Consider the following 24,438-nt stretch of genomic DNA (forward strand, 5'->3'; position numbering starts at 1 on the left):
TGCGATATCCAAGGATCGATTATGAAAAAACAGGTTTTACTGCTCTCTTTTCTGGCGGCGACGCTTTCCAGCTTCGCGCATGCCGATGACGCCGTTATCCGGCAGTCGCTGGCGAAGCTTGGCGTACAGGGAGCGGAAATCCAGCCCTCTTCGCTGCCGGGCATGAAAACCGTGCTGACGGAAAGCGGCGTGCTTTACGTGACTGAAGACGGCAAGCAGATGATCCAGGGGCCGCTTTATGACGTCAGCGGCGCGCAGCCGGTTAATGTCACCAACCAGCTGCTGCTTGGCAAGCTCAATGCGCTTGAAAAAGAGATGATCGTTTATAAAGCGCCCCAGCAGCAGCATGTGATTACCGTCTTTACCGATATCACCTGCGGCTACTGCCACAAGCTGCATGAAGAGATGAAAGACTACAACGCGCTGGGTATCACCGTGCGTTATCTCGCTTTCCCGCGCCAGGGGCTGCAAAGCCAGGCGGAAAAAGATATGCAGGCTATCTGGTGCGCCAAAGATCGCAATAAAGCCTTTGATAACGCAATGAACGGCGGGCAGACGGCCCCGGCCAGCTGCGATATGAACATCGCTAAACATTACTCGCTGGGCGTGCAGTTTGGCGTTCAGGGTACGCCCGCGATTGTGCTGAGCAACGGTTACGTTGTGCCGGGCTACCAGGGGCCGAAAGAGATGAAAGCTTTCCTGAATGAACATGATAAGCCGTTAAAGGCAGGTGGGCAGTAACGGGTGAAACAACAAACGCAACTTCGTCGTCGGGCCGTGGATGAATCCGCGCAGTTGCCCGATGATTTACCGCCATTGCTGAAGCGGCTTTATGCCAGCCGCGGAGTGAAGAACGCCGAAGAGCTGGAGCGCAGCGTTAAAGGCATGCTGCCCTGGCAGAAGCTTGGCGGCATTCAGCAGGCGGTGGAAATGCTGCATAACGCGTTTCGCGAAGGATTGCGAATTATGATCGTGGGCGATTTCGATGCCGACGGCGCCACCAGCACGGCGTTAAGCGTGCTGGCGCTGCGCGCGCTCGGCGGCGGGAATGTCGCCTATCTGGTGCCCAATCGTTTTGACGATGGTTATGGGCTGAGCCCTGAAGTGGTCGATCAGGCGCACGCTCGCGGCGCGCAAATGATCATGACCGTAGACAACGGGATCTCCTCTCACGCAGGCGTGAGCCGCGCCCATGAGTTAGGGATCCCGGTGCTGGTGACCGATCACCACCTGCCAGGCGAAACGCTGCCAGAGGCGGATGCGCTGGTTAACCCGAACCTGGCGTACTGCGAGTTTCCATCTAAATCGCTGGCAGGCGTCGGGGTGGCCTTCTACCTGATGCTGGCGCTGCGCGCTCACCTGCGTGAGGCGGGCTGGTTTGAAGAAAAAGGCATACCCATGCCTAACCTCGCGGAATACCTTGATTTGGTCGCGCTTGGCACCGTGGCTGACGTGGTGCCGTTGGACGCTAACAACCGTATTCTGACCTGGCAAGGCTTAAGCCGCATTCGCGCCGGCAAATGCCGCCCGGGCATTCGCGCGCTGTTGGAAATCGCCAATCGCGATATGCAAAGGCTCGCGGCAAGCGACCTTGGCTTCGCGCTCGGCCCGCGGCTTAACGCGGCGGGCAGGCTGGACGATATGTCTGTCGGCGTGGCGCTGCTGCTGTGCGACAACATCGGCGAGGCGCGCATGCTCGCTAACGAGCTGGACGCGCTGAACCAGACGCGTAAAGAGATCGAACAGGGCATGCAGGCTGAAGCGCTGACGCTTTGTCAGCAGCTTGAGCGCAGCGCGGAAACGCTGCCTGCGGGCATCGCTATCTATCATCCTGAATGGCATCAGGGCGTGGTGGGCATCCTGGCGTCACGGATTAAAGAGCGATTCCACCGTCCGGTTATCGCCTTCGCGCCGGCAGGCGACGGGCTGTTGAAAGGTTCGGGCCGCTCCGTTCAGGGGCTGCATATGCGCGATGCGCTGGAGCGCCTCGACACGCTCTATCCCGGCTTGATGCTGAAATTTGGCGGTCACGCCATGGCGGCGGGACTGTCGCTTGAAGCGGAACGCTTTGATGAGTTCCAGCAGCGTTTTTCCAGCCTGGTGAATGACTGGCTCGACCCGGCTATGTTGCAGGGGGAAATCTGGTCCGACGGGGCGCTTGCGCCGCAGGAGATGACGCTGGAAGTGGCGGAGATGCTGCGCGAAGCGGGCCCCTGGGGGCAGATGTTCCCCGAACCGCTCTTTGACGGCCGTTTTCGCATTCTCCAGCAGCGTCTGGTGGGCGAGCGTCATCTCAAACTCATGCTGGAGCCAGTCGGCGGCGGCCCGTTGCTTGATGGCATAGCCTTTAACATTGATACCACCCGCTGGCCCGATCAGGGCGTGCGCGAGGTGGAGCTGGCGTACAAACTGGATGTGAACGAGTTTCGCGGCAACCGTAACGTGCAGTTAATCATCGACTATCTCTGGCCAGTTTAACGCCAGGATTCGCTATAAAAGGCGGCGTAAATCCGGTAGACTTTCCGTTTTACGACCGCATTTTGACATTCGTCCTCACTAAAAGATCTTACAGACCATGTTTGAAATTAACCCGGTAAAAAACCGCATTCAGGACCTCACAGAGCGCAGCGACGTTCTTAGGGGGTATCTTTGACTACGATGCCAAGAAAGAACGACTGGAAGAAGTAAACGCCGAGCTGGAACAGCCGGACGTCTGGAACGAACCGGAACGCGCTCAGGCGCTCGGTAAAGAGCGTTCCTCTCTGGAAGCTATCGTAGACACGTTAGATCAGATGACTCAGGGGCTGGACGATGTTTCCGGCCTGCTGGAGCTGGCTGTGGAAGCCGACGACGAGGAGACCTTCAACGAGGCTGTCGTCGAGCTGGATCAGCTGGAAGCGAAACTCGCGCAGCTTGAATTCCGCCGCATGTTCTCCGGCGAGTATGACAGCGCCGACTGCTACCTGGATATTCAGGCGGGCTCTGGCGGCACCGAAGCGCAGGACTGGGCCAGCATGCTGCTGCGCATGTATCTGCGCTGGGCGGAAGCGCGCGGCTTCAAGACGGAAGTTATCGAAGAGTCTGAAGGCGAAGTGGCGGGCCTGAAATCGGCCACCATTAAAATTTCCGGCGATTACGCCTACGGCTGGCTGCGTACCGAAACCGGCGTTCATCGCCTGGTGCGTAAGAGCCCGTTTGATTCCGGCGGTCGTCGTCACACCTCGTTCAGCTCCGCGTTCGTTTACCCGGAAGTGGATGACGATATCGATATCGAAATTAACCCGGCGGATCTGCGCATCGACGTTTATCGCGCTTCGGGCGCGGGCGGTCAGCACGTAAACCGTACTGAGTCGGCGGTGCGTATTACCCACATCCCGACCGGCATCGTAACGCAGTGCCAGAACGACCGTTCGCAGCACAAGAACAAAGACCAGGCCATGAAGCAGATGAAGGCGAAGCTGTACGAGCTGGAAATGCAGAAAAAGAATGCTGAAAAGCAGGCCATGGAAGATACCAAATCCGATATCGGCTGGGGCAGCCAGATCCGCTCTTACGTGCTGGACGATTCCCGCATCAAAGATCTGCGCACCGGGGTAGAAACCCGTAATACCCAGGCGGTGCTGGATGGCGATCTGGACAAATTCATCGAAGCAAGTTTGAAAGCAGGGTTATGAGGAACCAACATGTCTGAACAACAACCACAGGGCGCAGAAGCGGCAGTCGATCTTAATAATGAGCTGAAAACGCGCCGTGAGAAGCTAGCCCAACTGCGCGAGCAGGGCGTCGCTTTTCCGAACGACTTCCGCCGCGACCAGACCTCAGACCTTCTGCATGCTGAGTTCGATGAGAAAGAGAATGAAGAGCTGGAAGCGCTGAACGTGGAAGTGAGCGTGGCGGGTCGTATGATGACGCGCCGCATCATGGGTAAAGCGTCCTTCGTAACCCTGCAGGACGTGGGCGGGCGTATTCAGCTGTATGTCGCTCGCGACGATCTGCCGGAAGGCGTGTACAACGAGCAGTTTAAAAAGTGGGACCTCGGCGATATCCTGGGCGCGCGCGGCAAGCTGTTCAAAACCAAAACCGGCGAGCTTTCCATCCACTGCACCGAGCTGCGTCTGCTGACCAAAGCGCTGCGTCCGCTGCCGGATAAATTCCACGGCCTGCAGGATCAGGAAGCGCGTTATCGTCAGCGCTACCTCGACCTGATTGCCAACGACGAATCCCGCAAGACCTTTAAAGTCCGCTCGCAGATCCTGGCTGGCATCCGCCAGTTCATGGTAGGCCGCGGCTTTATGGAAGTCGAAACGCCGATGATGCAGGTGATCCCGGGCGGCGCCTCTGCGCGTCCGTTTATCACGCATCATAACGCGCTGGATCTCGACATGTATCTGCGCATCGCGCCGGAGCTTTACCTGAAGCGTCTGGTGGTGGGCGGCTTTGAACGCGTGTTCGAAATCAACCGTAACTTCCGTAACGAAGGCATTTCCGTTCGCCATAACCCTGAGTTCACCATGATGGAACTCTACATGGCTTATGCGGACTACAAAGATCTGATTGAGCTGACCGAGTCTCTGTTCCGCCAACTGGCGCAGGATGTGCTGGGCACCACTCAGGTTCCTTATGGCGAAGAGGTGTTCGACTTCGGCAAGCCGTTCGAGAAGCTGACCATGCGCGAAGCCATCAAAAAATACCGTCCGGAAACCGAAATGGCGGATCTGGATGATTTCGAAAAGGCGAAAGGCATTGCGCAGTCTATCGGTATTAAGGTTGAGAAGAGCTGGGGTCTTGGCCGCGTCGTCACTGAGATCTTCGAAGAAGTTGCCGAAGCGCACCTGATTCAGCCGACTTTCATCACCGAATACCCGGCGGAAGTCTCTCCGCTGGCGCGTCGTAATGATGAAAACCCGGAAATCACCGACCGCTTCGAGTTCTTTATCGGCGGCCGTGAAATCGGCAACGGCTTTAGCGAGCTGAACGATGCGGAAGATCAGGCGCAACGCTTCCAGGACCAGGTTGCCGCGAAAGACGCCGGTGACGACGAAGCGATGTTCTATGACGAAGATTACGTGACTGCGCTGGAACACGGCCTGCCGCCTACCGCCGGTCTCGGCATCGGTATTGACCGTATGGTGATGCTGTTTACCAACAGCCACACCATCCGCGACGTGATCCTCTTCCCGGCGATGCGTCCGGTGAAATAATCCGTCACGCTTGCCATAAAGCCGCGTGTTCCGCAGGGAGCGCGCGGCTTTTTCTTTTTATAAGGCCGTGCGGGTTTGGCGAACGAAACGGAACTGCTAAGATAAGCGCCGTCAATTGATTATCGTCTGTAACGAGGAGCTGTTTTGAGCACGGATTGGTCGTCCGCACTACTGAATAAGAAAGCCTTGTGTCTGCTTTTTTGCCTGTTTCTTGCCGCTTGCTCCAGCAACAAAGCGGGGGTCTCGAACGCGACGAAAGGCAGCTACAGCGGTTCGACTTATACGGTTAAGCGCGGCGACACGCTTTATCGCATCTCAAGAATGACAGGCAGCAGCGTCGGCGAACTGGCGCGTCTCAATGGGCTTTCTCCTCCTTACACAATAGAGGTCGGACAGCGGCTGCGCGTGAAATCTTCCGCAAGCGCTGGCGCATCGCGAACCGCTTCTCGCTCAACAACCGCTTCACGCAGGCCTGCCACATTGCCGAAAGTGGATGCGCCGCCGCCAGGGCAGCGCTGCTGGCGCTGGCCGACCAGCGGGAAAGTGGTGCTGGGCTATTCCACCGCAGACGGCGGCAACAAAGGGATAGATATCGCAGGCCAGCGCGGCCAGCCGATTTATGCTTCGGCGGCGGGCAGGGTGGTTTACGTGGGTAATCAACTGCGCGGCTACGGCAATCTCATCATGATTAAACACACCGAAGATTACATCACCGCCTACGCGCACAACGACACGACGCTGGTAAACAACGGCCAGCAGGTGAAAGCGGGGCAGAAGATAGCCACCATGGGCAGCACCGGCACCGATTCGGTGAAGCTGCATTTCCAGATACGCTATCGCGCCACCGCGCTGGATCCGCAGCGTTATCTACCGCCGCAGGGGCGTTCGCCCTCCTGTTAAGTTAGCGTGTCCGGCAACTGCTTATTATTCCGCCAGTTAGTAAAGGGCGGGGGTTGCCATCAGGAGGTGAAGGGCTATAATGCCATACGCACCTCAACGCGGGCGTAGTTCAATGGTAGAACGAGAGCTTCCCAAGCTCTATACGAGGGTTCGATTCCCTTCGCCCGCTCCATGACAACCTTCCCCAGTTCTCTCAACCCTTACAAAACTGAGTCACTACAAGCATTTCAGGCTGATTTGATCCTTTTAAAATCTCTATGCACCCTCCAGATGCGAACCCGGCGATACCATGTCGTTTATCTCCATGCATACGGAAAGTGCGCATATTGCGGGAAGTAGTTTCTTTTCTGCTCATCAAGCCATAGATAACTGGTATTCCCATCCCGGTAACTCCTTGCGGGTTTGTAATATTTCATTAACCCTACAGCACAATACATTGTGTAAATGTAATGTTTAATTGGTATGGATTAACCATTATTGTCGTGACTGATAGTCTGGTGTGATTCATTCATGAAAAGAGCGAAAAGCTGACGTGTGAGGAGGTAATCTCTGGAAGCCATAGCCAATGTGACGGCCCGCCTGATCAGATTATCCCCGCGAAATTAAATTTTCAGTGAAGCGCATTTTAGCCCGATCTCCATTCTATGGCCGTCACGAGACGTCGCAGGGGAAAACAGGTTTATGGTGGTCATGATACTGGCAGAGAGTAGACAGGCTCTGTCAGCGGTTCGGCCGTGCTTTCTTTAGAAACATGCTTAGCCTAATAAATCCTAGCGCCTTACATGCCGCTGATGATGTCGCCTGACGGTTCCGCGCGTTGTCTTACCACCACCGGGCTTTATGGCTTCTCTTGTGTAAAAGCATAGAGTTAGATCGCAGACTGCGCTTTTAGTAGCCGTTATGGTCATATTTCACGCAGGGTTTGTAAGGGATTATGAAGTGGACACAGTAGAGGAACTAAACGGAACATACTTCTATGCGGGAAAAGCGAATCTTACTGCCACTGAACTCTTTTTTATGGTGTTTATTTTCAACACTGCTGATCAGTTCGGCATTAAAGACATTACTGCAGTCTATGCACTGTATGCAGGTATGAACGATCAAAAGACGCGAACTAAACCAGGAACAGCAATTCAAGGGACTTCACGCCTTTCTAAAGGGATTAGAAAAACATTGGGAAAAAGGTTCTTTCCGTTCGGTATTAAACTTCCTACATGGATCGGTGGTTATACTCCGTGGACGGTAAAACTTAGAATGGTTAGAAGTATCGGAACGTGGGTAGGTCGAACTATTCCGTTAGCTGGCGAGATTGTTCTTTTGGTTGATGTTTCACAGATTACCTACAATTCGATCCGAGAATATAACACCATAGCGAGAGGCAACGATAAGTTATGGTAGATCCTATTGAGCAACGCGTCATCGAAATGATCACTATTCGTAGTGGTTGTTACATGTTCAGGAAAAAGAAATACGATACGTACACGGCAGAATCAAACATTCATTTTGATGTGCAGCTTGATCAGGATGATGTTGAAGAATTAGTTGAAGAGTTTGAAAAGGAATTTGGCGTTGACATGTCTAACTTCCATCTTGAAGTCTACTATCCCGAAGTTAAGTTTTCATGGAATCCATTCAAGAAACCCGATCCTGTAGATGTTCCTGATTTCACGATTGACATGTTTATTAAATCAGCTAAAGCCGGGAAATGGTTATACGATTAATTGCAAGGAGCTTAATAAATGGCTGTACCAGTACATCTATTTTTGACCGATGACGGCGGCGCAATGATCCGTGGCTCTTCTGATGTACAAGACCGTGAAGGCAGTGTCGAGCTACGAGGATTACATCATAACCTAACTATCCCTACTGACCCAATGACAGGGAAAGTGACGGGTACGCGTCAGCATTCACCTTTCCAGTTTACCAAAGAGCTGGATAGCTCCTCCCCCTATCTCTTCAAGGCTGCCGCAACGGGTCAGACACTGAAAACTGCTGAGTTTCGTTTCTATCATATCAACGACGCTGGGCAGGAGGTGGAGTATTACCGGATCACGCTGGAAAACGTCAAAGTTATTTCTGTTAGCCCGGTAATGCACGATACGCGAGGTTGTCCGGGGACTGGTCACATGGAAGATGTGGCTCTGAATTATGAGAAGATCACTCATCTGTACAAAGATGGCAATTTATTAGCTCATGACGCCTGGAACGAACGCCCTACAGCATAATTCCATTAGCTCCGCCCTTATCTGACAGTTACGGTTGTTTATACAAGTATCTGTCAGACTATTTCTGGCTTAAATTTTCCACAGTCCAGATGCGTTTTTTACCAAGTACGCGTTGATACGTCGCGTGCTTACGCGTTCTGCGTCACCGGCTCCCTGACCGCCCCAGGCGATTTCCCGACGATGCGTTTGAACGCCCGGCTGAAGGCTGCCAGCGAACTGTAGCCGAGTTCGAAAGCGACAGACTCCAGCGGCTGGCGCGCCTCGTTGATGTACTGCACCGCAAGACGCATACGCAGCTCGGCCAGATAGCGCGCCGGCGAACTGCCGGTGGCGGCGAGAAAGCGTTCGGCGAAAACTGAGCGGGAGATGCCCGCCTCGCGCGCCAGCTTCTCCACCGTCCAGTTTTCGCCAGGCTTACGGTGCATGGCGTAAATGGCGCGGCTCAGCTTCGGGTCGCGCAGGACCTCCACCCAGCCGGTGGCTTTGTCGCAGCCGCATTCCACCCAGGCGCGAACGATAAGCGCCGCCACCACGTCGGCAAGCCGCGCCAGAATGGTGGCGTAACCTGCCTGGCGCGTCAGCGACTCCCGCTCCATCGCCGCCAGCAGCGGCTGGATCTCCGGCCAGCTTTTCTGCAACCGGCTTATCAGCATCACTTCTGGCATGGCGGAGATTAACGGCTGCATGCCACCGAGCTCGAATTCCATACATGCGCTGAATACTACAGCAGGCGGCTGAGGAGGATCGCTGTCGTCCGCTTTGCTGATTTCACAAACCGATTTACACAGCGGTTCAGTCGCAAGCTGCGCGACGTCGACTACCGCCGCGTCTGGCTCGGAAAGCAGCGTATGGGCGTCGCCGTTGGGCATCAACAGCGCATCGCCGCTCTCCAGTTCATAAATCTTGCCGCTGACGGTGCGCAGCAGCAGCGGCCCGCGGCTGACGAAGTGAAACTGCGCCCGCCCCGGCGCGTAGTTAAAGTGCACGCCAAACGGGCGGCAGGCTTCAATCCGCCGGTAGTTAACGCCGGAAAGACGCATGCCGCGCAGCAGTTCGCTGGTGAGATCGGGTGTAGAAGCCGTCATAACGTAACTCCGGACGAATTATCAATAGATGAGGATTATATGTCATAGATCGTCCTGGCAGAACTGCCTATGCTTGCCGCCTGTGTAAATATATTGCTGGAGATAAGTTAATGAATTCCTGCACCGCCGCTGCCGCAACGTCGGCACCTGCAAAAGCCGCCTGGCCCGCCGTATGGTCGCTCGGGCTTGGCGTATTTGGGCTCATCACTGCGGAGTTCTTGCCGGCAAGCCTGTTAACCCCGATGGCGAACAGTCTTAGCATCAGCGAAGGTACCGCGGGCCAGGCCGTTACCGCCACCGCGCTGGTGGCGCTTTTCAGCGGCCTGCTCATCACCGCCGCCACGCGTAATATCGACCGCCGCTGGGTCCTGATCTTTTTCTCTTTTTTACAGGCCGTTTCCAGCGTGATGGTGGCGTGGGCGCCTTCGTTTGATCTGTTGCTGGTTGGCCGTTTGCTGCTGGGCGTGGCGCTGGGCGGTTTCTGGGCGATGTCTACCGCCACCGCAATGCGTCTGGTTCCCGCCGCACAGGTGCCGAAAGCGCTGGCGATTATTTTCTCCAGCGTGTCGATGGCGACCGTCGTCGCCGCGCCGCTCGGCAGCTTCCTCGGCAACCTGATCGGCTGGCGGGCGGTCTTTGCGCTAACCGCATTGCCGGGCGTGCTGGCGTTGCTCTGGCAGCTGTGGGTATTGCCGACCATGAAGCCAGAGAATGTCAGCAGCCTGCATACGCTGATAAAGGTGCTGAAGCGCCCGGGCGTGGTGGCCGGTCTGCTGTCTACGATCCTTATCTTCAGCGGCCACTTCGCCTTTTTCACCTACCTGCGTCCGTTCCTTGAAAAAGTCGCAGGGGCAGGCGTTGAGGCCATCTCGCTCATCCTTTTAGCTTTCGGCGTGGTGAACTTTATCGGCACGTCGCTTGCGGGGCATTTTATCTCCCGCAGCCTGCGTCATACTCTGGCGCTGGCGCCGGGCCTGATGGGCGTGCTCGCCCTGCTGCTGACGCTGTTTGGTCATTTGACACTGCTGGACGGCGTGCTGGTGGCGCTCTGGGGGCTGGCGTTCGGTATGGTGCCGGTCGGCTGGTCCACCTGGCTTGCCAGCACGGTGCCGGATGAAGCTGAAAGCGCGGGCGGCCTGCTGGTGGCTTCCATCCAGCTTGCAATAAGCGCAGGCGCTGCGGGCGGCGGGATTATCTTTGACATGAATGGCGCGACCGGGGTCTTTACCGGCAGCGCGCTGTTGCTGCTGGCCGCCATGGCGACAGTGCTGGTGGCGGTGAGAGTCAGACCGCTGCCAACCGCAGAATAACGAAAGGGGCGCGCTATGCGCCCCTTGTTTTACCTGCCTGTAAGCGCGTCAAAGATAAGGCGTGACTGCATTCACTCTTTTTATACATCGCTGATACCACTTCTTAACAATCGACTACTATAGGCCGGTTCTGTCAAGGGAGTGTTAACCATGAAAGATGTCGTTATCGTTGGGGCTGCGCGCACGCCCATCGGCTGTTTCCAGGGGGCGCTCGCCTCCCGCTCCGCCGTGGAACTGGGCAGCCTGGTGGTGGAGGCGCTGCTCGCCCGCACGGGACTCAACCCGCAATGGGTGGATGAGGTTATCCTGGGGCAGGTTTTAACCGCAGGCGCCGGTCAGAACCCGGCGCGGCAAACCGCCATCAAAGGCGGGCTGCCGACCACGGTTTCCGCCATTACCATTAACGACGTCTGCGGCTCCGGGCTTAAGGCGCTGCATCTGGCAACGCAGGCCATTCAGTGCGGCGAAGCCGATGTGGTTATCGCGGGCGGCCAGGAGAACATGAGCCGCGCGCCGCATGTGCTTATCGACAGCCGTACCGGCGCGCGCCTTGGCAACAGCCAGCTTATCGACAGCCTGGTGCATGACGGCCTGTGGGATGCATTTAATGACTACCATATGGGCGTTACCGCCGAAAACCTGGCGCGGGAATATGGCATCAGCCGCGAGTTGCAGGACGCCTGGGCGCTCGCTTCGCAGCAAAAAGCGCGGGCGGCCATCGACAGCGGCCGCTTTCGCGATGAGATTGTCCCGGTTACGGTTGAGCAGCCGCGCGGCGCCGCTGTGGTCGTGGATACGGATGAACAGCCCCGTACCGACGCCAGCGCAGAAGGGCTTGCAAGGCTTGCGCCAGCGTTCGATAAAACCGGCAGCGTAACGGCCGGCAACGCTTCCTCTATTAATGACGGCGCGGCGGCGGTCATGATGATGAGCGCCAGTAAAGCGGAAGAGCTGAACCTGCCGGTGATGGCGCGCATTCGCGCTTTCGCAAGCGTTGGGGTGGATCCGGCTTTCATGGGCATCGCCCCGGTTTATGCCACGCGCCGCTGCCTTGAGCGGGCGGGCTGGCAGCTTGGCGAGCTTGATCTTATCGAGGCGAACGAAGCCTTTGCAGCGCAGGCGCTCTCGGTGGGCAAAGTCCTGGAATGGGATCAGCATAAAGTGAACGTTAACGGCGGCGCTATCGCGCTGGGCCACCCGATTGGCGCTTCCGGCTGCCGTATACTGGTGTCGCTGGTGCATGAGATGGTCAAGCGGCAGGCGCGTAAGGGGCTTGCCACGCTGTGCATTGGCGGCGGGCAGGGCGTGGCGCTGGCAATCGATCGCAATTAATAATTTGACGGCCCTTCAAGCGCCTTCCTTGAGAAGGCGTTTTTATTTCCCCGAAGGCATAACTTCAGGCAATACGCCATTCATGTCTGACCTGGCAGGATGATTTATTTTCCGGCGCTCCATGCTTTCTGAATTATTTTTCTGCCATTTGTCACGCCCTTTATTATTTATATAGATTTTATTTCATCCTTTTTGAAACAAACGACGTTTCCAAAATTAAATTACAAGAACGTTATTCAGAACGCCCTTATTTTGTGATCTGGCGCTTTATTAATGGCTATTTTTCTGACGTTTTAATGCGCGAAGTCACGCCCTGTTTTTTCGTTATTTTTGAAACAACCAATTACGATCGAGATCACTAAAATAATCGCACCTTAAAAATAAAATGCAGTTCCATAAAAACGAAACGTTATTTTATTAAGGGTGCTCTATGTTTAAGAAAGCTCTGGGACTGGCGGTGCTTTGTGGCGCAACTTTTACGGCGCAGGCCGTCACCGTGGATCTCCGTCATGAATATATCGACAGCGGTTCTAACGCTGACCGCGTAGCCGTGTCACACCGTTTTGAAAATGGTTTTGGTTTTGGCGTGGAAGCCAAATGGCGCTCCGGCGGTGACGACCAGTCTCGTCCTTTTAACGAAGTGGTAGGCAGCGGCCATGAAGATAATATTAGCTGGCGCTGGAAAGCGACGGATAATATTGCCATTACGCCGGGCTTTACGCTGGAAAGCGGCGACAGCAAAACCATTTATAAACCGAACCTGCATGTGCAATACAGTTTCGATAATGGCGTTTACCTCGCGGCGCGCTATCGCTACGAATATACCCGTGTGCCGGATGGCGCAGAAGAGGATGACCGCGTAAACCGCGGCGACGCCTGGGTGGGTTTTGCGCTGGGCGAATGGCGTACTGAATTAAACTATGTCTACGCGAAAAGCGATCAGGGCTTTGCACGTAATAACAATAAAAACTATTCCAACGAATATAACGCTAAAGTGGCTTATAAAATTGATAAAAACTGGGCGCCTTATTTTGAAGTCGGCAACGTGGGTGTAAAAAGCACCGATGAGCGCCAGACACGTTTACGTGTCGGCGTCGCTTACAGCTTCTGATAAAAACTTACCCTCGCTGAGTCTCCCCTGCTGTAAAAGGCAGGGGATAATTGATGTGCTTTTATATAAACCATGTTGTACTTATCTGCAAAATAATGGGCCGTCCTGCGGGACGGTTTTTTTATTTATCCCGGCGGAAATAAAAAGGCCCTCCCGCAAGGGGAGGGCAAGGCCAGTTACGGAACCACTCAATTAATTCAGGCTTGCAGCATTTCACGTTGTTCGGGCAATTTCGCAATGTAGATTGCAGGCTTGCCATCTTTATCCGAGCTGAAGAGCACGGCGCTGTCGTCGGGGGTAAAAGAGGGATGCGGATGCGTGACCTGGCGGCTATTGGCAAACGTCGCCCATGAGGTATCGTGGCGCGCTACGCGGAAATAACGCTTGCGCGCCACGTCGAATACATAGAGGTAAGGATCGTTGTCGATGGTGTAGCCGCCCGTGTCCTTCACATCTACCGGCGTGCCGGAACCGTCGCCCACCAGCAGCGTGCCCTCAACGTTACTCATCAGATGGGAGCAGGCCGGTATCGGCATAATCTCTTCATTACGCTGGCTTTTTGGATCATAGCGATAAACCGTGCGGCCCTGCTTGCCCTTCAGGTAAGAGACGTAAACCAGCGCGGAACCGTTCGGCACCCAAAATTCATGGGTGCAGCTTTCGCCATCCGCATGCTCTTTTACCTTGCGAACGTTGCTGCCGTCTTCATTGACCAGCCACATGCGCGCATCCACAAGATCGTGCGGACCTTCATGGCAGAACGCGACGGTATTGTCATCAAATGGACGGTAAATCGGGTGGCCGAGCCAGAGCTTCTCTTCGTGAATGGTCTGGCTTTCACCGGTTTGCAGATCCACGCGCAGCAGTCGACAATGCGGGCCTTTATGGAAGAAATCGTGAAAAATCTTCCAGTCGCTCAGCGGCACATAGTCGCTTTTCGCAATTTCGATGCCGACCAGTTTGGTGCAGTCGCTGTTGGCAACCCAGGTGCCATAGCCCACCCACTCTTGCGGCACGCGGTACACTTCACGCTCCGCCAGGGTTTGCAGATTCACTTCAAGCAGCGTGCGGTCATTTTTCACGTAATAGAGAAAAGCGTCGTCAGGAGACAGGAAGCCGCCGAAGGTGTTATCGCCAGCGCCTTCGGTTAGCTGTACCGCCTCGGCTTTCGCCAGGTTCAGTAAGTAGTAATTCCAGTGCCCGTCGAATTCGCCTGCGAACAGCAAATGGCTGCCGTCGTTAAAAAAGCATTTCTGGTAGAAATAGTTACGGTGGCAGGTCACTTCCGGAGGCGTTAAGCGCGTCACTTCCGCCCCTGTATCCGGGTCACGGCTGACCTCATAGTTCAGTTTAACCCGCATGCCTTTCGCCATAGTGCGCTCCTCGTTTGTCGGTCCGTGAATGTTTTCAAAAATAGAGTGTTAATTTATCAAAACATTGTTTCATTATGTGTGACTGTGGGCGCACTTTCGTTTTATGGCTTTGCTTATCCAGCACAAATTCTCCTGTAGCAGCTTGCGTTTATTTTTATGGTTTTGCTTATGCGCTTTCACACTTTTTTCGTTTTAGCGCAGCCATAGTATGGCTGCTCTCTCTTAAGGTAAACGATGGGTCAGGTAATAATAACTATTATTATCAATATTTTAAGAAATTCATCGTTAACAGGCCGAAAGAGAAAAATAGGATAAGCGTGATCGGAACATCAAATTAGACAGGAATCTCGAAGAAAATTGAAACATTGTTTTAAGTATAATTGAAAACGTGTTTCGGTAAGTTTAATATGATGTCATTGATGAAAACGAAACGATGTTTTGTTGATAATGCAAGCAACGGTTCGTCCACGTTATCGCTGTTTTCCGCTGGGTTTCAGGGGAGCGATGCGAACTGCGGACAGCGTAATTACAGTCACGCCTGTTCGTGACAGGCTCGATTAACAAGGAAACACACATGATTCTGGATGCATTTTCTCTTCAAGGTAAAGTCGCTGTAGTATCCGGTTGCGACACCGGTCTGGGTCAGGGCATGGCTATCGGGCTTGCTGAAGCGGGTTGCGATATTGTCGGCATCAATATCGTTGAACCGACGGAAACCATCGAGCGCGTTACCGCGCTGGGCCGTCGTTTTCTGAGCCTGACCGCCGACCTGCGTAAAATTGATGTTATCCCTGAGCTTATTGAACGCGCGGTAGCGGAGTTCGGCCACGTTGACGTGCTGGTAAATAATGCGGGGCTGATCCGTCGTGACGACGCGATTAACTTCAGCGAGCAGGACTGGGATGATGTGATGAACCTGAACATCAAGAGCGTCTTCTTTATGTCCCAGACCGTGGCGAAGCAGTTTATTGCCCAGGGTAACGGCGGCAAAATCATTAATATCGCCTCCATGCTCTCTTTCCAGGGCGGCATCCGCGTGCCTTCTTACACCGCCTCGAAAAGCGGCGTCATGGGCATTACTCGCCTGATGGCGAACGAATGGGCGAAGCACAACATCAACGTTAACGCCATCGCGCCGGGTTATATGGCGACGAACAATACCCAGCAGTTGCGTGCTGATGAACAGCGCAGCGCCGAGATTCTCGACCGTATCCCGGCGGGCCGCTGGGGTCTGCCGAGCGATCTGATGGGGCCGGTGGTGTTCCTTGCCTCCAGCGCTTCCGACTACATCAACGGCTACACCGTGGCGGTAGATGGCGGCTGGCTGGCGCGCTAAGCGCGAGCGATGTGTAAAAAAGCCTCCCTGTACGGAGGCTTTTTTATTGCCAGTCTATGAAAGAAACGGCGGGCGGCGCTGCGGCTTTCAGCCGGCATTGAGGGGGAAGGTAAACCCGGGCGAGCGTGTTTCGCCCTTCACTCTGGCCCTTTCTCCACAAAGAGAAAGGGGGCGCGGGCGGCCAAAAGCCTGCTCGCTTTTCTCCTGTCAGGGTGAGGGCGCGTCAACTTGTCGCATGAGCTACTATGCCAACACAGCGCCGCTGCGAGCGCTGCGTAAGCGTGAACAGTGCGAAGCGCTCGCCTCACGCCTCTCCCGGAAAGGCAAAAAAATACCCCGCCGTAAACGGCAGGGCAGGGATACGCTACCAACACGCTTAACGCGCGGCGCGGCGCAAGATACGCTCCGCCTGGCGCTGGAACTCGGCGGCGGTCTCTTCCACCGATTTCTGGCCGTAGTCGATATACTGCAGCGCGGTGCCGAACTGCGAAACGATCTGTGGGTCATCAAAGTAAGGCGAAACCGCAAGCGTCGTCGGCAGCGACTGCGCCAGCTTCAGGCCCGCGACAGACGGATCTTCATCTTTGATAACGCCCTCTTTAGTCAGCTGTTCTACCGCCGCTTTGCTCAGCGGCACGCCGCGTTCAAGGCCAAGCGCCGCCACCCCTTCCTTGCTGTTCAGCAGGAAGTTAATCAACTGCGCGGCTTCTTTCGGGTGTTTAGTCGATTTGCCAATCGACAGCATCTGCGCCGGTTTAAAGAACAGGCCTGCGTCTTTGGCTTCCGGCAGCATCGGGTAGGCGCCGAGCTCCAGCTTCGCCGGCGGCTTCAGGTTGTCGGAGTATTTCGTGATGGTGGAGTTCCACATATAAGTGCCAGCCCACTCGCCCTGGATCCACGGCTTCATCTCATACATGTTGCTCTTGCCAAACGAGGCGTAGTACTTGGTATCCGGCATCACGTGGCTGTCGATTAGCTTTTTGTACATGCCGAAAAACTCAACCCACTGCTCCTTGCTGTAGGCGAATTTTTTGGTTTTCTCGTCAACGGCCGCCAGGTTGTATTTCTGCACCATGTAAGAGTTGAGCAGCGCGAGCACGTCCTGATGCTCCAGCACGACCGGGTAATACTGCTTGCCGAGCTTGCTTTCAAAGGCTTTCCCCGCCGCCATCAGCGCATCCCAGGTTTTCGGGTATTCCACGCCCGCTTTTTTCCAGGTTTCATTGTTGTAATAGAACACGCGGGCGGTAACGGAAATCGGAATGCCGTTGAGCTTGCCGTTAACGGTGGTGGACTGCAGCTCTTTCGCGTCGAACTGGCTTAGGTCGATAATCTCTTTAACCTGGTTGAGATCGTAAAAGCCGTCGCCGTTTTTCGAGAAAATGGGCAACCAGTTCCAGTTAGTCTGCATTACGTCCGGCTCGGTGCCGCCCGCAATCTGAGTGGTGAGGCGCGAGAGGTGCCCGTCCCAGCCGGTATATTCTGGCTTCACGCTGATGTCCGGGTGCTGCTTGTGAAACTCCTCCAGCGCTTTCAGCGTCACCTGGTGACGGCCGTTGCCGCCCCACCAGGACATACGCAGGTCGACGTTTTCCGCCGCCAGAGAAGGGAAAGCGCAGAGGGTGAGGGTAGAGGAAATTGCTGCGCCCAGTAGTAATTTTTTCATTATTGGACTCCTGTCAAAGAGAGATGTTCTGTTCTGTTTTAGCGTCAAAAATATGACATTTATTCATGTCGAACTTAAAGTACACCTTACGATTAAGACCCTTAGCAATCATGGGCTTAGCTTCATCGGAAGGAATGCGGCAGGTGAGTTCGAAGTCCGCCACCTTCAGGTAGACGAAGAACTCATGCCCCATATTCTCTACGCGCACCAGCTCCCCGGCGCCGCACGCTTCGGCGTAAGGCGCGTCGCTGACGCAAACATATTCCGGACGCACGCCGAAGAAGACATCCTGGCCGACGTAACCTGCGAGCTTCTCCTGCTGACGCTCAGTGAGCGCCAGCGTATCGTTGCCTACCGTTACAAACAGGCGTCCTGCTTTTTCCACCACCTTGCCAGGCTTGATGTTCATCTCCGGCGCGCCGATAAAACCCGCCACGAACATGTTTTTCGGAAAGTGATAGAGGTTGTCCGGCGTATCGACCTGCATGATGTGGCCAAGCTTCATCACGCAGATGCGGTCGCCCATGGTCATCGCTTCGGTCTGGTCGTGGGTAACATAAACCGTGGTGGCAGGCTTGCCGCTCTGCTTAAGCTGCTTGTGCAAATCGGAAATACGGATGCGCATCGAGGCGCGCAGCTTGGCGTCGAGGTTGGAGAGCGGCTCGTCAAACAGGAAGACGTCCGGTTTTTTCACGATGGCGCGGCCTACCGCCACGCGCTGCGCCTGGCCGCCGGAGAGCTGACGCGGCAGGCGGTCGAGCAGTTCGTCAAGCTCAAGGATTTTCGCCGCTTCGTCAACCTGGCGGGCGATCTGCTCTTTCGGCAGCTTGCTGAGCTTCAGGCCGAAGGCGAGGTTTTCGCGCACCGTCATGTGCGGATAAAGCGCGTAGTTCTGGAACACCATCGCGATGCCGCGCTCTTTCGGCGCCAGGTTGTTTACCACCTTCTCGCCGATTTTTACTTCGCCGCCGCTGATGGTTTCAAGGCCCGCCAGCATGCGAAGCGTAGTGGATTTAGCGCAGCCCGACGGGCCGACAATCACCATAAACTCGCCGTCCGCGATCTTCAGGTCGATACCATGAACCGCTTTAAAACCGTTGGAATAGACTTTTTCTAACTTATTGAAAATGACCTCAGCCATGATATTCCCTCGTTAACCTTTAATTCCGCTGCTGGCCACGCCCTGCACGAAGTAACGCTGGGCCAGGAAGAAGACGATGATGGACGGCAGAATGGAGATGCTCGCCATTGCCAGAATTTCGTTCCACGGCGCCCCTTCGGTGACGTCGATGGACATTTTGAGCGCCAGCGCGATGGGGTATTTATCCACGCTGTAGACGTAGATCAGCGGCCCGATAAAGTCGTTCATCGACCACATAAACTGGAACAGCGCGACCGAAATCATGGCGGGTTTGAGGATCGGCACAACCACATACCACAGCACCTGGAACGAGTTGCAGCCGTCGATTTGCGCCGCCTCCTCCATGTCGCGCGGTACGCCGCGCAAAAACTGGATCAGCATGAAAACAAAGAAACCCTGGGTGGCGAAAGCCATCGGCAGCCAGAGCGGCAGATAGCTGTTGAGCATGCCCATTTCGCGGAACATCAGATACTGCGGAATCAGCAGCACGGTGCTCGGCAGCAGCATGGTGGCGATAAGCGTGGCGAACCAGAACTTCTTCCACGGGATCTCAAAGCGCGCGAAGCCGTACGCCACAACGGTGGAGGAGATAACGGTCAGCACCACTTTTGGGATCACATACTTAAATGTGTTCAGCATGTAGTGGCCGAAGTTGTACTCGGTGCCGGTTTTCCAGCCGTTAATAAAGCCATCCCAGGTGGCATGGGTCGGCCACAGACCGAGCGTTGTGAAAATCTCATGGTTCGGCTTAAACGACGCTGAAAACATCCAGGCCAGCGGGTAGAGCATCAGCAGGCCGACAAACAGCAAAATCACGTAGCGGATGGCGCGGCTCACTTTTTCGCGTCGCAGGGTGCGCGCCACTTCGCGGTCGGCGTTGCTTATGGCAGGCCGCGGCGAGAGTTGTTCCTGTTGAATATCAGCCATTTTTGCCTCCCTTATCGGCGGAGTAGAAGACCCAGTATTTTGAAGACTTGAAGGCTATGGAGGCGAACAGCGCCACCACCAGAAACAGCACCCACGCCAGCGCCGCGCCGTAACCCATGTCGAAGTACTTGAACGCCGTGTCGTAGATATAGAGCGAGAAGAGATAGGTGTAGTAGGTCGGGCCGCCACCGGTAATGACGTAGGGACCGGTAAACTCCTGGAACGCCTGGGTGGTTTGCATGATGAAGTTGAAGAAAATGACCGGTGTAATCAGCGGCACGGTCACTTTCATAAACATCTGCCATTTCGACGCGCCATCGATCATCGCCGCTTCATACTGCGACTGCGGAACGTTTTGCAGCGCCGCAAGGAAAATCACCATCGCGGAGCCAAACTGCCAGACGCGCAGCAGCGTGACTGACATCAGCGCAAGCGAAGGTTCGCCCAGCCAGTTCACCGGGTCTACGCCAAACACGCCGATAAAACTGTTCAGCAAGCCGTCGATGGCGAACAGCGCACGCCACAGCACGGCGATGGCGACGGAGCTGCCGAGAATCGAGGGAATGTAATACGCGGTGCGGAAAAAACCGATGCCGCGCAGTTTAAAATTGAGCACAAACGCGATGCCCAGCGCGAAGGCGAGCTTCAGCGGGATAGTCAGAAATACATAGGCAAACGTGACGCCCATTGATTTCCAGAACAGATCATCTTCCGTCAGCATATAGCGGTAATTTTCAATACCGTTAAATACCGGCGGGTTCATCAAATCGTACTCGGTAAAGCTGAGTAAGAAAGAAGAAACAAAGGGAAAGGCCGTAAAGACTATCAGCCCTATTATGTAGGGCGATATCCAGGCCAGCCCCAGCAGCTTGTTTTCATTCATACATACCTACCTGGCAATCGAGGGGTTAGAAATCAGATGCGTATCACCGCGACAGCAAAAGCGCCTGTGGGAATCAGGGGACGCATAGGTTTGCTATCTATTTGTATTTATTGCTTTGTTAAGCAAGATGCTGCGGTGTGGCGTACCACCACAAATCCATCATCCCGCATTTATGAACCGACATTTCTTTTTTGTAAAACGGTGTTTTAATTTATTTTATTGCTATTTATTTTGTCGTCATTCGATAAATGGCGGAAATGTGATCGGAGTCGAAACGGCGTTTCGAAAACTTGAAGCAGGCGGGATTTTGCAAAAAAAATGCGAGTACTATATTTGGTAGGTTATCGGATTTATGATTGATTCAAGCTGTTTGTATTCGCAATAATAATGAATCAGCTGATTTTCCAGTGATCGAAACAGGGAATAGTTTCGTTCTTGTTACCTGATTTAATTAGGCTTGTCAAAGGGATGTCCCTCCTGGCTATACATTGTGCGCATAACGATGAAGCTTGATATAAGCGCAATCATTACAGGCAATATAGTTTCATTATTAATAATTTTTACTTGACTATTCATACGCAACTACTTATTCGCTCATTATGTCTTCTATTGAAATCAAAAATGATTCACCGGCTCAACCTGGCGGCCTTTCTTTTCAACGCACCCGGCATGAAGAAATAGATTTACTTTCTATACTGCAAGTGCTTTTCCATTCAGCTAAAACGGTGATTTTCGTTACCGCTGTGTTTGCTGTACTCGGCGCGACGCTGGCTTTGCTCATGCCGCAGAAATGGACCAGCGAGGCGGTAATCTCTACGGCTGAAACGCCACAGCTTATCGAATTGCAACGTATGTTTATTCAGTTGCAGGTGCTGGATGTTGATACACAAATTGATGCCAAATATCTCGAAAGCCTGTTTCTGAAAAAGTTTGATTCCCGAAGCGTGCAGGAAGCTTTTCTGCGCTCTTCGCCATGGGTTCAGGTGCAGTTAAGCAAAGCGCAGGGGGATACGGCAAGCCTGCAGCGCGCCATCGCAAATGTGGCGCAGAGGTTCAAAATGCAGTCTAACGATAACCCTAAAATAGCCTCGCCTTACAACTCCTGGACGCTTAGCTTCACCGCGCCGAAAGCGCAGGATGCACAGCGAGTGCTGTCTGATTACATTAATTACGTTTCGCTTGCGGTACAGAAAGAGGTGATTGCAAACCTGCGCTCAGCCGTAGATTTAAAAAGCCGTGTGGAAGAGAGCCGCCTGGCGCTTGAGCGTAATAATCTCGTCAATCAGCATAATATCGCCATTCAGCGCCTGCACTACTCGCTGGAAGTGGCTAACGCGGCGGGCATTAAAAAACCCGTTTACAGCAATGGCCAGGCGGTAAAAGATGACCCGGATTATTCCATCGCGCTGGGCGCAGACGGGCTGGCGCAAAAGCTTGAGATTGAACGCTCCATTAAAGATGTCTCAGAGCTGAACGCGGCGATTCAGAATCGCGAATATCGCCTGGCGGAGCTGAAAAAGCTCAATGTGGAAGAGACGGATTTTACGCCGGTTAACTTCCAGATGTCCGCTTCCCTGCCGATGAAAAACGACGGTCCTGGTAAATTAATCGTACTGGTGATGGCGACACTCGCAGGTCTGATAGTTGCCTGCGGCATAGTGCTTCTTCGTCACGCCATGGCGCAACGTGTTATGCGTGAACCCGCTATTTTGCCGTAAGCTATAGCGCTTCTTAAAGCCGCCTGTGGGCGGCTTTTTTATTTGTTTATTTCAGGAAATCTTCGCGTACTGGCGTGAACGTATCGAGCAGCGTCCCGGGTTTCAGGCAGACGCAGCCGTGCATGACATACGGTTTTTTATAGAGCGTATCCCCCGCGCTGACACGGTGCGTCTCTTCACCGATGGTGAATTCGAACTCGCCGGAGAGCACATAGGTGAGCTGCTCATGGGGATGGTTGTGCATCGGGCCAACGGCGCCCGCCTCAAAATGCACCTCTACCGCCATCATTTTGCCGTCGTGGGCAAGAATACGGCGCGACACGCCATTGCCAAGATCGTCAAGCCGGGTCTCTTTATGGAAGATAAACATGTAGCCGCCTCTTAATAAATAAAACAATGTTTCAAATAATCTATCTCAGCCTGTTGATAAAAGAAACGGGAGCGGCGCGAAGTGGAAAGCCGATCACATTTAGCGCCGCTGTCTGGTATAAATCCTTTAAAGTGTATTCACGGAGGCGATATGAAAACCATTGGCTTACTGGGCGGCATGAGTTGGGAATCCACCGTACCTTACTATCGGTTGATTAACGAAGGGGTAAAAGCGCGGCTGGGCGGGCTGCATTCAGCGAAAATCGTGCTGCATAGCGTCGATTTTCACGAAATAGAAGCCTGCCAGTCGAGCGGCGAATGGGACCGGGCGGGGGAGATGCTGGCGCAGGCCGCGCTGGGTCTGCAAAAAGCGGGCGCTGAGGGCATAGTGCTGTGCACAAACACCATGCACAAGGTGGCGCACCATATTGAATCCCGCTGCGAATTGCCGTTTTTGCATATCGCTGGCGCCACCGGGCGAGCTATTCATGAAGCAGGTCTGCAAACCGTGGCGCTGCTTGGCACGCGCTATACCATGGAGCAGGATTTCTACAGCGGTCGGCTCGAGAGCGATTATGGCATCCGCTCGTTAACGCCTGACGAAGCGGCAAGAGCACGCATCAACCAGATCATTTTCGACGAGCTTTGCTGCGGCCAGTTCACCCCAGCGTCAAAAGCGTTTTATCAGCAGGAGATAGCAAAGCTGGTGGCGCAAGGGGCGCAGGGCGTGATTTTCGGCTGCACGGAAATTGGCCTGTTGCTAAGTCAGGACGATTGCCCGGTGCCGGTGTTTGATACCGCCGCCATTCACGCCGCTGAGGCGGTGAATTTTATGTTGGGCGAAGCATAATCAGCCCGCCAGCAGCGCTTCAAGCGGCGCGGTGAAGCGGCTCATCTGCTGTTGAAGATGAGCGCTGAAGGCTTCCACCAGCGCCGAGGCGGGGCGGTGCAGGGGGCGGATAAGGCTCACGGTAAAAGGCACCGCCACGCTGAAACGCCGCACTACCACGCCGCTTGCGGCGTAATCCAGCGCGGTAAGCGGGTTTACCACAGAGATGCCTACGCCTGCGCGCACCATCGCGCAGACCGACGCGGCGCTGTGCGTCTCCAGCACCATACGCCGCTTGACCTCATGCTCCTGAAACAGCGAATCCAGCAGCTGACGGTAACTGTCGGTGCGCGAAAGGCTAATGTAATTTTCCCCTTCGAAATCCTGCGGCGTCAGCGCCGCGTTTTTCGCGAGCCGGTGGCCTGCCGGGAGCACGCACACTTCGTTTAAGGTCAGCAGCGTCAGGCGTTCAGTGCCGGCGGGGGTGGTGATGTTTTCCGTTAGCCCCAGATCATGACGCTGGGCGGAGAGCCATTCTTCCAGCAGCGGCGACTCCTGCGGCACGATATTCAGGCTTACCTGCGGATAACGGGCAAGGAACGGCTCCAGCAGCAGCGGTAAAAAAGATTGCGAGAAAACCGGCAGGCAGGCGATGGACAGCTCGCCCTGGCGAAACTCGCGCAGGCTTTCGGCGGCGCTGACAATCCGGTCCAGCCCATACCAGGAACGCTGCACCTCTTCAAACAGCCGCAGCCCTTGCACGGTGGGGTGTAACCGCCCGCGGCTGCGGGTAAACAGCTGCAGGCCAATCAGCTTTTCAAAGCGCGCCAGTTCCCGGCTGACGGTGGGTTGCGAGGTATGCAGCAGGTTAGCCGCCTCGGTCACATTACCGGCGGTCATCACCGCATGAAAAATTTCGATATGACGCAGCGTAACGCCGGGCATGGCTGGCTCCTTTTACCGGGCGGGGAAGGCAATCTGCAATTCCATATCATTTTTGCATAGACTCACGAGAAAACGATATTTTTTCTT

General features: G+C 54.6%; 22 protein-coding genes and 1 tRNA gene. 15 read left to right on the forward strand and 8 right to left on the reverse strand.

Annotation, left to right across the window (positions count from 1 at the left end; translation table 11 throughout):
• Positions 1-21: 21 nt before the first annotated feature.
• The 9 genes from dsbC to tssD all read left to right on the forward strand — a co-directional run bounded on the left by dsbC (position 22) and on the right by tssD (position 8,326).
• Entirely contained in the window at positions 22-741 is a 720-nt protein-coding gene (dsbC, locus tag MT962_RS11530; protein ID WP_247365631.1) for a bifunctional protein-disulfide isomerase/oxidoreductase DsbC, read from the forward strand.
• A gap of 3 nt (positions 742-744) precedes the next feature.
• A complete protein-coding gene (gene recJ, locus MT962_RS11535; RefSeq protein ID WP_247365634.1) occupies positions 745-2,478 on the forward strand; it encodes a single-stranded-DNA-specific exonuclease RecJ in 1,734 nt (577 codons plus the stop codon).
• Positions 2,479-2,575: 97 nt separating this feature from the next.
• A protein-coding gene (prfB, locus tag MT962_RS11540) for a peptide chain release factor 2 (RefSeq protein ID WP_125454235.1) occupies positions 2,576-3,674 on the forward strand; the annotation gives its coding sequence in 2 pieces (ribosomal slippage) (positions 2,576-2,650 and positions 2,652-3,674; 1,098 coding nt in all).
• Between the two features lie 9 nt (positions 3,675-3,683).
• Positions 3,684-5,201: a lysine--tRNA ligase gene (lysS, locus tag MT962_RS11545; RefSeq protein ID WP_024555518.1), complete on the forward strand. Its 1,518-nt coding sequence runs from the start codon at positions 3,684-3,686 to the stop codon at positions 5,199-5,201.
• A gap of 144 nt (positions 5,202-5,345) precedes the next feature.
• Positions 5,346-6,101: an amidase activator ActS gene (actS, locus tag MT962_RS11550; protein ID WP_247365636.1), complete on the forward strand. Its 756-nt coding sequence runs from the start codon at positions 5,346-5,348 to the stop codon at positions 6,099-6,101.
• A 98-nt stretch (positions 6,102-6,199) separates the two neighbouring features.
• A tRNA-Gly gene (locus MT962_RS11555) sits at positions 6,200-6,273 on the forward strand.
• Between the two features lie 767 nt (positions 6,274-7,040).
• Positions 7,041-7,499: an STM2901 family protein gene (locus tag MT962_RS11560; RefSeq protein ID WP_048887922.1), complete on the forward strand. Its 459-nt coding sequence runs from the start codon at positions 7,041-7,043 to the stop codon at positions 7,497-7,499.
• Entirely contained in the window at positions 7,493-7,822 is a 330-nt protein-coding gene (locus MT962_RS11565) for a DUF1493 family protein (protein WP_024560356.1), read from the forward strand. The genes MT962_RS11560 and MT962_RS11565 overlap by 7 nt, the downstream gene beginning before the upstream one ends.
• A gap of 18 nt (positions 7,823-7,840) precedes the next feature.
• A complete protein-coding gene (gene tssD / locus MT962_RS11570; protein ID WP_024560355.1) occupies positions 7,841-8,326 on the forward strand; it encodes a type VI secretion system tube protein TssD in 486 nt (161 codons plus the stop codon).
• Positions 8,327-8,454: 128 nt separating this feature from the next.
• Here the strand turns inward: tssD and MT962_RS11575 are convergent, their stop codons facing one another.
• Positions 8,455-9,411, reverse strand: a complete 957-nt coding sequence (locus MT962_RS11575) for an AraC family transcriptional regulator (protein WP_024560354.1) — start codon at positions 9,409-9,411, stop codon at positions 8,455-8,457.
• A gap of 110 nt (positions 9,412-9,521) precedes the next feature.
• On the opposite strand from MT962_RS11575, the gene MT962_RS11580 reads away from it, so the two are divergent.
• The 3 genes from MT962_RS11580 to MT962_RS11590 all read left to right on the forward strand — a co-directional run bounded on the left by MT962_RS11580 (position 9,522) and on the right by MT962_RS11590 (position 13,164).
• The gene (locus MT962_RS11580; RefSeq protein WP_024555515.1) at positions 9,522-10,721 is read left to right on the forward strand and encodes an MFS transporter; all 1,200 of its coding nucleotides are present in this window, start codon (positions 9,522-9,524) and stop codon (positions 10,719-10,721) included.
• A 150-nt stretch (positions 10,722-10,871) separates the two neighbouring features.
• Entirely contained in the window at positions 10,872-12,053 is a 1,182-nt protein-coding gene (locus MT962_RS11585; RefSeq protein WP_247365638.1) for an acetyl-CoA C-acetyltransferase, read from the forward strand.
• Between the two features lie 430 nt (positions 12,054-12,483).
• The gene (locus MT962_RS11590; protein WP_024555513.1) at positions 12,484-13,164 is read left to right on the forward strand and encodes an oligogalacturonate-specific porin KdgM family protein; all 681 of its coding nucleotides are present in this window, start codon (positions 12,484-12,486) and stop codon (positions 13,162-13,164) included.
• A gap of 197 nt (positions 13,165-13,361) precedes the next feature.
• On the opposite strand, the gene MT962_RS11595 is transcribed toward MT962_RS11590, so the two are convergent.
• A complete protein-coding gene (locus MT962_RS11595; RefSeq protein WP_024560352.1) occupies positions 13,362-14,537 on the reverse strand; it encodes an oligogalacturonate lyase family protein in 1,176 nt (391 codons plus the stop codon).
• Positions 14,538-15,111: 574 nt separating this feature from the next.
• On the opposite strand from MT962_RS11595, the gene kduD reads away from it, so the two are divergent.
• Complete coding sequence (gene kduD / locus MT962_RS11600; RefSeq protein WP_024560351.1) at positions 15,112-15,873, forward strand: 2-dehydro-3-deoxy-D-gluconate 5-dehydrogenase KduD; 762 nt, start codon at positions 15,112-15,114, stop codon at positions 15,871-15,873.
• A 376-nt stretch (positions 15,874-16,249) separates the two neighbouring features.
• Here the strand turns inward: kduD and MT962_RS11605 are convergent, their stop codons facing one another.
• From MT962_RS11605 to MT962_RS11620, 4 genes are read right to left on the reverse strand one after another with little or no spacing between them, the layout of a single operon-like run.
• Positions 16,250-17,539: an ABC transporter substrate-binding protein gene (locus tag MT962_RS11605; protein ID WP_024555510.1), complete on the reverse strand. Its 1,290-nt coding sequence runs from the start codon at positions 17,537-17,539 to the stop codon at positions 16,250-16,252.
• A 13-nt stretch (positions 17,540-17,552) separates the two neighbouring features.
• Positions 17,553-18,680, reverse strand: a complete 1,128-nt coding sequence (locus MT962_RS11610) for an ABC transporter ATP-binding protein (RefSeq protein ID WP_247365640.1) — start codon at positions 18,678-18,680, stop codon at positions 17,553-17,555.
• 12 nt (positions 18,681-18,692) lie between these two features.
• A complete protein-coding gene (locus MT962_RS11615) occupies positions 18,693-19,607 on the reverse strand; it encodes a carbohydrate ABC transporter permease (RefSeq protein WP_024555508.1) in 915 nt (304 codons plus the stop codon).
• Positions 19,600-20,490, reverse strand: coding sequence for a sugar ABC transporter permease (locus MT962_RS11620; RefSeq protein ID WP_024555507.1), 891 nt, complete (start codon positions 20,488-20,490; stop codon positions 19,600-19,602). The genes MT962_RS11615 and MT962_RS11620 overlap by 8 nt, the downstream gene beginning before the upstream one ends.
• Before the next feature lie 599 nt (positions 20,491-21,089).
• Here MT962_RS11620 and wzz(fepE) point away from each other — a divergent pair.
• On the forward strand, positions 21,090-22,208 hold the full coding sequence (gene wzz(fepE), locus MT962_RS11625; RefSeq protein ID WP_247365642.1) for an LPS O-antigen length regulator Wzz(fepE): 1,119 nt from the start codon (positions 21,090-21,092) through the stop codon (positions 22,206-22,208).
• Between the two features lie 46 nt (positions 22,209-22,254).
• On the opposite strand, the gene MT962_RS11630 is transcribed toward wzz(fepE), so the two are convergent.
• On the reverse strand, positions 22,255-22,578 hold the full coding sequence (locus MT962_RS11630; protein ID WP_024555505.1) for a cupin domain-containing protein: 324 nt from the start codon (positions 22,576-22,578) through the stop codon (positions 22,255-22,257).
• Positions 22,579-22,728: 150 nt separating this feature from the next.
• On the opposite strand from MT962_RS11630, the gene MT962_RS11635 reads away from it, so the two are divergent.
• Positions 22,729-23,427: an aspartate/glutamate racemase gene (locus tag MT962_RS11635; protein ID WP_247365644.1), complete on the forward strand. Its 699-nt coding sequence runs from the start codon at positions 22,729-22,731 to the stop codon at positions 23,425-23,427.
• Here the strand turns inward: MT962_RS11635 and MT962_RS11640 are convergent, their stop codons facing one another.
• Positions 23,428-24,351, reverse strand: a complete 924-nt coding sequence (locus tag MT962_RS11640; RefSeq protein WP_024560348.1) for a LysR family transcriptional regulator — start codon at positions 24,349-24,351, stop codon at positions 23,428-23,430. It abuts the gene before it with no gap.
• Between the last annotated feature and the right edge of the window lie 87 nt (positions 24,352-24,438).

The organism is Franconibacter sp. IITDAS19 (genome assembly GCF_023079515.1).
Lineage (GTDB): Bacteria > Pseudomonadota > Gammaproteobacteria > Enterobacterales > Enterobacteriaceae > Franconibacter > Franconibacter pulveris.

Excerpts from the sequence above, each read along its gene's own strand:
- MT962_RS11630 (WP_024555505.1), bottom strand. The coding sequence starts at position 22,578 with ATGTTTATCTTCCATAAAGAGACCCGGCTTGACGATCTTGGCAATGGC.
- MT962_RS11575 (WP_024560354.1), bottom strand. The coding sequence starts at position 9,411 with ATGACGGCTTCTACACCCGATCTCACCAGCGAACTGCTGCGCGGCATG.
- MT962_RS11610 (WP_247365640.1), bottom strand. The coding sequence starts at position 18,680 with ATGGCTGAGGTCATTTTCAATAAGTTAGAAAAAGTCTATTCCAACGGT.
- MT962_RS11595 (WP_024560352.1), bottom strand. The coding sequence starts at position 14,537 with ATGGCGAAAGGCATGCGGGTTAAACTGAACTATGAGGTCAGCCGTGAC.
- dsbC (WP_247365631.1), top strand. The coding sequence starts at position 22 with ATGAAAAAACAGGTTTTACTGCTCTCTTTTCTGGCGGCGACGCTTTCC.
- MT962_RS11585 (WP_247365638.1), top strand. The coding sequence starts at position 10,872 with ATGAAAGATGTCGTTATCGTTGGGGCTGCGCGCACGCCCATCGGCTGT.
- kduD (WP_024560351.1), top strand. The coding sequence starts at position 15,112 with ATGATTCTGGATGCATTTTCTCTTCAAGGTAAAGTCGCTGTAGTATCC.
- tssD (WP_024560355.1), top strand. The coding sequence starts at position 7,841 with ATGGCTGTACCAGTACATCTATTTTTGACCGATGACGGCGGCGCAATG.
- MT962_RS11590 (WP_024555513.1), top strand. The coding sequence starts at position 12,484 with ATGTTTAAGAAAGCTCTGGGACTGGCGGTGCTTTGTGGCGCAACTTTT.
- lysS (WP_024555518.1), top strand. The coding sequence starts at position 3,684 with ATGTCTGAACAACAACCACAGGGCGCAGAAGCGGCAGTCGATCTTAAT.
- MT962_RS11615 (WP_024555508.1), bottom strand. The coding sequence starts at position 19,607 with ATGGCTGATATTCAACAGGAACAACTCTCGCCGCGGCCTGCCATAAGC.
- MT962_RS11580 (WP_024555515.1), top strand. The coding sequence starts at position 9,522 with ATGAATTCCTGCACCGCCGCTGCCGCAACGTCGGCACCTGCAAAAGCC.
- MT962_RS11640 (WP_024560348.1), bottom strand. The coding sequence starts at position 24,351 with ATGCCCGGCGTTACGCTGCGTCATATCGAAATTTTTCATGCGGTGATG.
- MT962_RS11605 (WP_024555510.1), bottom strand. The coding sequence starts at position 17,539 with ATGAAAAAATTACTACTGGGCGCAGCAATTTCCTCTACCCTCACCCTC.
- MT962_RS11635 (WP_247365644.1), top strand. The coding sequence starts at position 22,729 with ATGAAAACCATTGGCTTACTGGGCGGCATGAGTTGGGAATCCACCGTA.
- MT962_RS11620 (WP_024555507.1), bottom strand. The coding sequence starts at position 20,490 with ATGAATGAAAACAAGCTGCTGGGGCTGGCCTGGATATCGCCCTACATA.
- MT962_RS11565 (WP_024560356.1), top strand. The coding sequence starts at position 7,493 with ATGGTAGATCCTATTGAGCAACGCGTCATCGAAATGATCACTATTCGT.